General features: G+C 41.1%; 8 protein-coding genes. 3 read left to right on the top strand and 5 right to left on the bottom strand.

What is annotated here, in order from left to right:
• Positions 1–143 precede the first annotated feature (143 nt).
• Both V7K69_RS26230 and V7K69_RS26225 read right to left on the bottom strand, forming a co-directional pair.
• Positions 144–1,214: an LOG family protein gene (locus tag V7K69_RS26230; RefSeq protein ID WP_335039841.1), complete on the bottom strand. Its 1,071-nt coding sequence runs from the start codon at positions 1,212–1,214 to the stop codon at positions 144–146.
• A gap of 170 nt (positions 1,215–1,384) precedes the next feature.
• The gene (locus V7K69_RS26225) at positions 1,385–3,169 is read right to left on the bottom strand and encodes a pentapeptide repeat-containing protein (RefSeq protein WP_335039839.1); all 1,785 of its coding nucleotides are present in this window, start codon (positions 3,167–3,169) and stop codon (positions 1,385–1,387) included.
• A 532-nt stretch (positions 3,170–3,701) separates the two neighbouring features.
• On the opposite strand from V7K69_RS26225, the gene V7K69_RS26220 reads away from it, so the two are divergent.
• Positions 3,702–6,686 (top strand): zinc-dependent metalloprotease, encoded by a 2,985-nt coding sequence (locus V7K69_RS26220; protein WP_335039837.1) that lies wholly within the window; start codon positions 3,702–3,704, stop codon positions 6,684–6,686.
• A 123-nt stretch (positions 6,687–6,809) separates the two neighbouring features.
• Here the strand turns inward: V7K69_RS26220 and V7K69_RS26215 are convergent, their stop codons facing one another.
• The 3 genes from V7K69_RS26215 to V7K69_RS26205 all read right to left on the bottom strand — a co-directional run bounded on the left by V7K69_RS26215 (position 6,810) and on the right by V7K69_RS26205 (position 8,653).
• Entirely contained in the window at positions 6,810–7,544 is a 735-nt protein-coding gene (locus V7K69_RS26215; protein ID WP_335039835.1) for a DUF1995 family protein, read from the bottom strand.
• A 479-nt stretch (positions 7,545–8,023) separates the two neighbouring features.
• A complete protein-coding gene (gene vapC, locus V7K69_RS26210; RefSeq protein WP_335039833.1) occupies positions 8,024–8,425 on the bottom strand; it encodes a type II toxin-antitoxin system tRNA(fMet)-specific endonuclease VapC in 402 nt (133 codons plus the stop codon).
• Positions 8,426–8,653 (bottom strand): antitoxin, encoded by a 228-nt coding sequence (locus tag V7K69_RS26205; protein ID WP_335039830.1) that lies wholly within the window; start codon positions 8,651–8,653, stop codon positions 8,426–8,428.
• A 90-nt stretch (positions 8,654–8,743) separates the two neighbouring features.
• Between V7K69_RS26205 and V7K69_RS26200 the strand changes: the two genes are divergently transcribed.
• Positions 8,744–8,995, top strand: a complete 252-nt coding sequence (locus tag V7K69_RS26200; protein ID WP_335039827.1) for a hypothetical protein — start codon at positions 8,744–8,746, stop codon at positions 8,993–8,995.
• A gap of 215 nt (positions 8,996–9,210) precedes the next feature.
• On the top strand, positions 9,211–9,912 hold the full coding sequence (locus V7K69_RS26195) for a hypothetical protein (protein WP_335039825.1): 702 nt from the start codon (positions 9,211–9,213) through the stop codon (positions 9,910–9,912).
• Positions 9,913–9,919 lie beyond the last annotated feature (7 nt).

The raw sequence follows: 9,919 nt of genomic DNA, 5'->3' as shown, positions 1-9,919 counted from the left end.
AACTATTTTTTCTCGAAGATCTACAGAGTATGACTTCATTTAAAAGTATTTATATTTTAATCTAGTGTACCTTACAACAGACGGAAGTGCTGTAAGCCTGTCAAAAATATTGGGATACGGGTGGAAAAATCCACCCCTAAACTCTACTTTCTTTCTGGGTGTGCTGCATCTTCTGATGAAGCATTACCCATTTGGTTAATTGTGGCAATCATCTGATACAAACGCCCCAAGTCGCGTTGATTGAAGTACAAAATGAGGCGGGGTAGTTCAACTGTTTCATCTTGTGCTTCTTGAGGTAATGCCTGACTTTTATCAATCCGTCCTTTAACAATAATGTCACTGAAATCAGCATTGAGTTGATCTACAAGATAGTCTGATATATCTGTCTTCAGACGGATGACTAATTGCTCACCTACATACCTACAGGAGTGATAAACCTGGTAAAAACGAGTAATAGCGTCACAAGCCACATCCAGGTTGTCTGTCACCGTGTAAAGGCTGGGGTCTTCAGGACTGACAAGACCATTTTGGACTAATTGCTTATCAATATATTCGCTCCAAGACCGCCAGTAATCACCACCAGGATGGTCAATTAAAACGAGAGGTACTGGGCCAAACTTACCATTCTGGCTTAATGTCATACATTCAAAAGCTTCATCTTGAGTGCCAAAGCCTCCCGGAAATAAGGCTACAGCATCACTTTCTTTGAGGAGAAAAAGCTTGCGAGTAAAGAAATATTTGAAAATAATTAGCTTGGGATCGCCCTCTATAAAAGGGTTTGCTTCTTGTTCAAAGGGTAATTGAATATTTAATCCAAAGGAATTTTCTCGCCCAGCACCTTCGTGACCCGCCTGCATGATTCCACCGCCACCGCCGGTCATCACCATAAATCCTAATTGAGAAACAGCGCGAGCAAACTCAAGGGCCATTTGGTACTCTGGCGTATCTGGCGCTAGACGAGCAGAACCGAAGATGGTGACTTTGCGAACGTGTCGATAATCATAAAAAAGCTGGAAACCGCGTTCCATATCTGCTAACGCAGCCGACAATATTTTCCAATCGAGACGCTCAATTTCGGTATCAGCAAGACGAACAATAGTAGCAAGTGCTTGCTGAATAAATTGCCGATTTTTTAATGTCGGTAGACGAACGACCAATTCAGCGATATCCGCCTGTAAAGACTCTAATGTGTCAAATGACGCAGATGAAGTCATGAGAACTGCCGCAACAATGGCATTATATTCTACGTGAATGACTTACACTCTAGCAAGCGGGATATAGCCCCCTGAATATCAATATCCATTAGCATCTGAATAATTTAAAAACGACAGAGATGTTGAGGACGCAAAGGACATAAATCATAAATAAAGATATCACCACGTCCTCAGTTCAACCCCAGTTCTTCTTTCAATGCCTCCGGGACATTAACTGCTGTCTTTAATCCCCGCACACCTTCCCATTGCTGTTTTTTACCCCAAGTCATTTTTTCCATATTGGCATCGCTGAGGTCTGCACCATTGAGAATGGCGTAACTTAGGTTACTGTGGCTGAGATTCGCGCCATTGAGAATCGCACCACTCAGGTTACTGCCACTGAGGTTAGCGCTGTTAAGGTTGGCATAGCTGAAGTCTGTACCGAAAAGGATCGCGTCGGTGAGATCGGCACCACTGAGGTTGGCTTCGCTGAGAATTACCCCACTGAGGTCGGCTTCGTTGAGGCTTACCCGACTCAGGTCTACACCGCTAAGGTCTGCGCCTAAGAACATTGCACCGTTAAGTCTGGCATTGTTTAGTTTGGCACCATTAAGTTTGGCATAGCTAAGGTCAGCAGCCATGAGTATGGCATCACTAAGGTTGGTGCTGAAAAGAATTGTGTCGCTGAGGTTAGTACCGTTAAGGATGGCATGACTCAAATTAGCACCACTGAGGTCAGCGCGGCAGAGGTCAGCATGGTTAAGGTTGACGTTGCTGAGGTTGGCTTCACTTAAATTCGCACCAAAAAGAATGGCGTTGCTGAGGTCGGCGCGGTTGAGATCGGCGCTGCTAAGGTCGGTGCGGCTGAGGTCAGCGCGATTCAAGTCGGCGCGGCTGAGGTTGGTACTGCTGAGGTCGGCGCGATTCAAGTCGGCGCGGCTAAGGTTGGCACAGCTAAGGTTAGCACCACTAAGATTAGTGCTGCTGAGATCAGCACCAGTGAGGTTAGCCCCAGTGAGGTTAGCGCCACTAAGGTTAGCATCGCCGAAGTTGGCACCGCTAAGGTTAGCACCTATGAAGTTTACGCCAGTTAAGTTGGCATCGCCGAGATAAGCAAGGCTGAGATCAGCACCGCTAAAGTCTGCCCCGGTAAGGTTGGCATCGCCCAAGTAAGCATTACGGAAGTTACCACCTTTGAGGAATTGCCCGACTATACTGCTAAAGTTGCCAATGTCTAGGGCATCGCTATAGTTAATGATCCGCAGCAGTTGGGATGTGAAAAAATTGTCTGTATCTGGCTGGGCTGATGGATAGAAGGTAATTTTTTCTTTGAGTTCATCTTGCTCTTGAGCGTAGCGGTGTAACTCTAACAGTAAAATCAGTACGTTCAATCCTGTATAGATGTCTATCTGTCTCAGCCCGATCGCAATATTTTGAGTTGCTAGCTTTAATTTTGTTTTCTGAGGCAGGTTATCATCTGGTGTAGCATCAATAAATTCTCCCTGACACCAGCGACGATAAAAATCTTCTAGCCGCCAGAAAAGCACTTCTGGGTCAATCTTTTGACTAGTCACCACCAATTCCATTATTTGGTTGACTATTTCTGATTTCAGCGCTCCATTGCCTAGTAAATCATAAATCTCTTCATACATCTGGCGATGTCTACGAGGGGCTACGCCTATGCACACTGTTAAGCATAAATCTGATGGTAGCGGCCCCGATATGCGATCGCCTATCTTAGAAGTCAAACTGCTATTTGATATTGTCCATTTTTCTAGGCTTTCTTGCAGTCTTTGAAACCATAAATCTTCCTGTATACCTTGAGCAAATTTAACGCTTTTGTTTACTTTAATAGTTTTTCCTGGAGATAAACCGACTTTAGTTTCCACCGATGTAGTCTTTGGCATCTCTTGTAAGCTTATATCCCTCACATAATTTCTCAGCAGTTGCCAAACTTGAGATAAATATGTTGACATTTCTGTGTCCGTTGTTACATTTAAATTACTGTTTTGATAATCTGGAACTAAAATTTTTTTTCTGTTACTTTGTTTATCATTGCCAAAAATAAATAGTATCAATAAATACTACACGAAAAATATCATGTGTTGTCGATATCTATGATGGGCTGCACTGACGGCGTTTTTGAGGGTGGCTTCTTGCTAACCCTTAGTCACATCAAGCTTCTTCTCTTGATGTAAATAAGTCTGATCGGAAAAATTCTTTCAAAAATCAAGTAATTTTCCGACTTTGGTTGATTTGTTATACTTTTTTCCCAAGATATTTACTAGTCTGATGTAAAAATAATACTTACTCATTGTAAAAGACGCAATTGTTAGGAAAAATTCATCTGTACAACAGCGTGAACATTGCGGAAAAATGGCAAATAAAATTGAAGTCTAAACTTTACTGCTTTATATAAAGCAGCTAAAAGAATCAGCAAAAAGCAGGCTACATAACTTTGCAAAAGTTAAAAATTAACTACCGAATCGTTATTGGGGGATTGATGCGATGAACAACAGATTAACTTTTTATATGATTTTGTTACATGGTTTGTTTTTAGGAATAACAACAGCTAACGCCAAATCACCATTTGTCAATGGAATTGCTCCAGATTTTTCAGCGAACCATAAGGCTGTAAAAAGCTTAGTTACAGCCGATAATCAGTTAACGGCAGAAACTTCTTCAACTAAAATCTCAGCATTATCGCTCAATAGCATCAATATTTCTCAGAAACAGAGGCTACCGTCAGGGCAAGTGTGGGTGGTTAATCAAAATAAACACCTACAGCCTCAACCGTTTATTTGGGTAGTGAAAGATTCTAAAAAAGCAGGACAGCAACCATTTTTGCAAGTTGCAAAACCCGCAGAAAAGCCTAAGCCTGCCAAAACACCAGCAAAGGATGATTTAGAGGTTTTTGATGAAGTAGTGAAAGATACCCAAAAGTCAGGGGGACTGTTCACCCTTTATCGCAATAAAGAAAAGAATAAAATTTATCTAGAAATTAAGCCAGAGCAACTCAATAAAAATTACCTCGCTACGGCAACCCTAGAATCGGGCATTGGGGAACGGGGTATTTACAGTGGTATGCCTCTACAAGATTTTTTGTTTTATTTCCAACGGGTAGATGATAAATTAAACTTTGTTATCCGCAATGTCAATTTTCGCACTCGTGAGGGAGATCCTCAAGCGCGATCGCTAGCTCGGTCTTTTAGTGATTCTGTACTCTACAGCATTTCTATAAAAAGCATTCATCCCCAACGCAAAACTCTTCTGATCGATTTGGGCGATTTATTACTGACAGATTTAGGCGGATTATCTACAAGTTTAGGAGTCCCAGCAACCACAGATCAGTCCTATTTTGGTACTGCTAAAGCTTTTCCGCAAAACTTAGAAATTGAGTCAGTTTTAAATTTCTCTGGTAGCAGCGATCGTGACAGCGAAACACCAAGTTTTGGCTCGTTAGCTGATAACCGTGGCTATACCTTGCGCGTCCATTATAGTCTCTCCCAGCTACCTGAAAAAGATTATCGACCGCGCCTTGCTGACGATCGCATTGGCTATTTCATCACCGCCTACCAAGATTTATCCAAAGACGATCGCGGCGATTCTTTTGTCCGTTACATAAATCGCTGGGATTTAGAAAAACAAGACCCAAAAGCATTGATTTCTCGCCCCAAAAAACCAATTGTCTTCTGGATTGATAACGCTGTGCCCTTAGAGTACCGCGATGCGATGAAAGAAGGTATCCTAATGTGGAACAAAGCCTTTCTCAAAGCGGGATTCAAGGATGCAATTGAAGTCCGCCAGATGCCAGATGATGCAACATGGGACCCAGCAGATATTCGTTACAACACAATTCGCTGGATCAACACAGTCGATGGTTATTTTGCAATGGGGCCATCCCGCGTTAATCCGTTGACTGGAGAAATTTTGGATGCAGACATTCTCGTAGATGCCAGCTTTATCCGGGCGCTTAAAAATGAGTATCGCAAAATTGTCCAACCCAGTCAAACACAAAGCCAGATGACCTTATCAGCTTTGATGCAAAATCGTCTACTTTGCGCCAATGGTTTAGATGGTAAAAACAACGCTTTACCCAAGCAGATGCCAGGGCAACAAGAGTTGTTGAACCGCTTATCTAAAATGGCAGGCGAATACGATTTATGCTATGGGATGGAAGCTGCTAACCAGTTTGCCCTTGGTTCCCTGGCGATGTCACTATTGCCAGATACCATGGCCACTCCAGATCAGGTGAAAGAATATATCAATCAATATTTACGTTTAATCATCGCTCACGAAGTTGGACATACTCTTGGTTTACGTCATAACTTTCGTGGTAGTACTCTGCTAGCACCGGAGGAGATGAATAATACGGAAATTACCAAAAATAAAGGTCTGACAACTTCCGTAATGGACTATATTCCCCCAAATATTGCCCCTCAAGGGACAAAACAGGGAGATTATTTTCCCAGTATGGTGGGGCCTTATGATGAATGGGCGATTAAGTACGGCTACATTCCAATTAAGACATCAACTCCCATAGCAGAAAAGCCAATTTTGGAAGAAATTGCCGCCCAATCCTATAAGCCAGAGTTGAGTTATTCTACAGATGAAGATGTGTATGATCTTGACCCAACTGCTGATGCTTGGGATAACAGTGGTAATGTGCTGCTTTATTCTCAGTGGCAGTTGAATAATTCGCGGGTGATGTGGGAACGTCTCGATAAGCGTTATCCATTAGCTGGTGATAGTTACAGCGATGTCAGCGAACGTTTTAGTACAGTATTGGGTAACTATTTTCAACAAATATATTACACCACTAAATACATCGGCGGACAGTCTTTTTATCGCATTCACCCTAGCGAAATCCCCTCTGGAATTGGGCAAAAGCGATTACCATTTGAAGCAGTACCAGTTAAAGAACAACGACAAGCTTTAGAAACCTTGCAAAAATATTTGTTTGCAGAAGATGCCCTGAGCTTTTCACCAGAACTACTGAATAAATTAGCACCTTCCCGTTGGCGACATTGGGGTAGTTCTCCCCAAGTTGGTCGTTTGGATTTTCCTATTCATGACTTGGTGCTGCTCATGCAGGGTTCTGTATTGCGAGATTTACTCTCAGGCGATCGCCTCTCTCGCCTCAAGGATATTGAACTTAAAACTAAAGCAGAAAATGCACTGACTCTACCAGAACTATTTGACACTTTGCAATCAGGTATCTGGACAGAAGTAATCAAACCAAAAGGTAAACCAATGAAGATTGCCAGTTTACGGCGAGGCTTGCAGCGACAATACCTGGACATTTTGACTGATATGGTGTTGCGAAAGCAATATGTCCCAGAAGATGCTCGGACTCTGGCTTGGTATAAACTCAAACAATTAGATGAGAAACTCAAGGGAGTTAATTCTGAGGATGAATACACCAAAGCGCATTTATTAGAAACACGCGATCGCATTGAGAAAGTCTTGAATGCACCGTTGCAAGCGAATTAAACATGTAGAGACGCGATTAATCGCGTCTCTTTGGCAAAATACATCAAGTTGCTGTTTTAGAAATAAAAAACTCAAAATGAGGCAGCAGATGAGCGAGTTTCCTGCTGCTACCTCTGCTTTCTCCTAACTACTCAACGCCTTTAAGAACCGTTGCAAACTCTTAAATACACTGGGCTTTCTTGCAGGTGCAGTGTTTGTTGTTGTTTGCGGTTGTCCTTTTAAAAGGATCTGATCCAAATCATCACCCGATGGTTTTGTGGGTAATTCAGCAATTCTTTGATATTCGCCATCGGTTTCCAACCAAACTTCCCACTGTCCTGGATAGCAGCGAGATAGGGCACTTTGCTCGTCTATGGGGCGCAGGTAATAACAAGATTCAATGGTATTAGTGAAACGCAGGCGAGTTTGCCTTGCTGAATAACCAATGCCCACAGTTCCAGAATCTTCTAGACGGGGATTTAAAAAGACTACAGGGCGATCGCCTATTTCTTGACATAGCTTTTCTACCTGCGGTACTTCTACGGAAGTGGGGGCAATGAATAAGAAAATCTCATCCTCTGGCTGAATTTTTGTTTGTAAGGAAGCAGTTCTTCCCGTACCAATATCCAAAATTTGAAATGGTGCATCTGTCCAATTACGGCGGGCTAAGGCCGCAGCCCCCGCGTCAGCAAAAAAAATCTTCAAGCGGGAATCGTATTCTGTAAACAGTGGCAAAAATTGTTCCGCCACCGGCATAAACTTGAGTTCTGGAAACAAGAACTCAACTTGTATGCGAGTACAACCATCTGCAAGGGCAGCTTGGACAGCTGTACGAGATTGGGCGATCGCATCTTCAAGGGTGTTAGGAAGTTCACTCATAGTTTTTTATGTCGCTTTAGCATTACTTCCATTGTTCCAGTATTGGCTATGATTGAGGGAGTAAACACAAAGCTGCTTTACATTTCAAATTTAGAGTGCGATCGCATACAAGACACAGTTAAAATTTTACCTGTTGGAAAAAGACTCGTTTAAAACTTTCATCGACAATGGCATAGAGCGCCGATCAGATAAAACCTAGATATTTTGATACGCGATACGCAAGCAAAATCCCTGCAATACCACCAATAACGCTAAAGAAGATCGAGGCGAACGATAGCAAACTTCCACCCCACAAGACTGGGATGTAGCTGCCAATCGTAGAGCCAATAAACACCCCAATCCCAATGATGAATTTATTCATTCAATAAAAGCCTCAAAAGTCATAAAAATTAAGTCGTGCTTGAACTCCTTTATGACTCAAAATATTACCTTTTAGGAAAAACTCGTTTAACAATACCGAATACCTCGCCTATTCACAACTACTCAACCCAGTTTTCTAATAGGAACGTAGAAATACGAGAAAACTCTCGCACATTATTGGTGACGAGGGTAACTCCTAAACTCAGCGCATGAGAAGCAATGAGCATATCCATTGCACCAATAATAAGTCCTCTACTTTCGAGATCACTTCTGATGCTGCCGTAAATAGTTGCAGATGCTTGATTAAATTCGACAATTTCTAGAGGTAGCAGAAATTGCATCAGGGCGATGCGGTTTTTCTCTTGCTGTTGACTTTTCGCAACTCCATATTCGAGTTCGGCAACGGTGACGGAAGAGATAGCAACATCAGAAATGGTAAGGGTTTGAAATTTATCCAGTACTTTTTGGGGTTTTTGCTTTATCAGGTAAATGCAGATGTTCGTATCAAGCAGGTATCGCATTTAAAAACTTTCTCTAGTGTCAAGAACTGGCTGATTTCTAGTAGTCATGAAGTCATCAGAAAAATTGTCTAGACTATCAATAAGGGATTCCCAAGGGTTGTCTTTGGCAATGAGGACAATGGCGTTACCAATTTTTTTGATATAAACTTCAGTCCCAGTAAGTTGAAAGTCTTCGGGTAAAATAACGATTTGGTGAGTGCCATCAGTGGTGAGTTTAGCAGTGTTCATGGTGTTATTGTCCTGAAATTAGCTAATATTTCTGGTCTGGTTAGCACGAAATTTGATGAATGCAACTCTGAAACTTGCTTGAGTAGCTCATTGTTAAACCGAATCTATGGAAATCCTAGCAGTCCTGCCGAGGAATATGACGGTTACGAAAGGATCAATATAGTAAAGACGATCGCCTATGGCCAGTTATGTGTTGCCGAAAGTGATCGCAAACTGCATAAATATCGCCCTTACTCAGGAACTTACATGAGAATTGCGATCGCATTGGAGACACGCTCAAAATTTTACCTATTTGTAAAAAACTGGGGTGATGCTTTCGGCAGCAGTGACATAGAGTGCTAAGTGCTACCTTTTCCTGTTCGTAGACGCTGCGCCAACAATCGGCAAACCCCTAGAACACAATGTCATTACACCAGCTAAAATATCACTTGACTAAATTGTTATTGCTAAGTTATCTTTGCTTTTACCAAGGTATCATTAGCTACATTTATTGGTGGTATTAAAGAACCATCTGAATATATCTAATTATCTACTCAAAAAGATGTTATGGGCAGAATATGAAAAGAGTATTAGAAAACTTAGCTAACTGGGTTTTTCCTGCTTTAATTGGTGCTTTATTAAGTTCTATAGCTACTATTTTAGTTACTCAAGAACAAAATAAAACTAGATATTTGGACTATGCGCTTAACGAAACAAATATTATAGGTTCAGAAAGAAATATTCCAAAGGATAAAATAAAAGTTATTTTTAATAATGATAATAAAAATCCAGTAGAAGAAGTTAGTCAAGTTCAGCTTTTACTCTATAACTTATCCGATCAAGATTATGAAAATGTAGATTTATATATTGATATAATTCCCAAATCAAATGTGATTAAACCCTTGATAATAATAGCTGATCAAATTGGGGGAAGTATTAAAGATGCTGTAGAAAATAAGACTAGTCTGAAGCCTCCAGACAATCCTAAAGGACAGAGATTTGGTTATAGGATAAAAAACATTAATCGCTCTAAAATAGACAAGATATCTGAAAAAAACGACTTAGAGATTCCTCAACCTATATTCAAAATCACATATACAATTATAGGCAATAAATCAGATGAAGTTCAAGTAGTACCCAGTATATTAGCAAAAGGTCTATCTGAACGAAAGCTATCGTATGATAATCTCTTTAACCCGGATTTCTCACAAACAATAAAAAATCCATTCACAGCACTCGAACTAAGACATTTTTTTGATACATCATCAATTGGAAATTAAGTGAGTA

Origin of the sequence: Nostoc sp., from assembly GCF_036917775.1 — a bacterium.
Classification (GTDB): Bacteria; Cyanobacteriota; Cyanobacteriia; order Cyanobacteriales; family Nostocaceae; genus Nostoc.
Note: the sequence above shows the minus strand (reverse complement) of the source record. Positions and strands in the feature narration are given on the sequence as shown.

Bases quoted from the DNA above. Each gene is read 5' to 3' on its own strand.
- V7K69_RS26230 (WP_335039841.1), bottom strand. From the start codon at position 1,214: ATGACTTCATCTGCGTCATTTGACACATTAGAGTCTTTACAGGCGGAT.
- V7K69_RS26225 (WP_335039839.1), bottom strand. From the start codon at position 3,169: ATGTCAACATATTTATCTCAAGTTTGGCAACTGCTGAGAAATTATGTG.
- V7K69_RS26220 (WP_335039837.1), top strand. From the start codon at position 3,702: ATGAACAACAGATTAACTTTTTATATGATTTTGTTACATGGTTTGTTT.
- V7K69_RS26215 (WP_335039835.1), bottom strand. From the start codon at position 7,544: ATGAGTGAACTTCCTAACACCCTTGAAGATGCGATCGCCCAATCTCGT.
- vapC (WP_335039833.1), bottom strand. From the start codon at position 8,425: ATGCGATACCTGCTTGATACGAACATCTGCATTTACCTGATAAAGCAA.
- V7K69_RS26205 (WP_335039830.1), bottom strand. From the start codon at position 8,653: ATGAACACTGCTAAACTCACCACTGATGGCACTCACCAAATCGTTATT.
- V7K69_RS26195 (WP_335039825.1), top strand. From the start codon at position 9,211: ATGAAAAGAGTATTAGAAAACTTAGCTAACTGGGTTTTTCCTGCTTTA.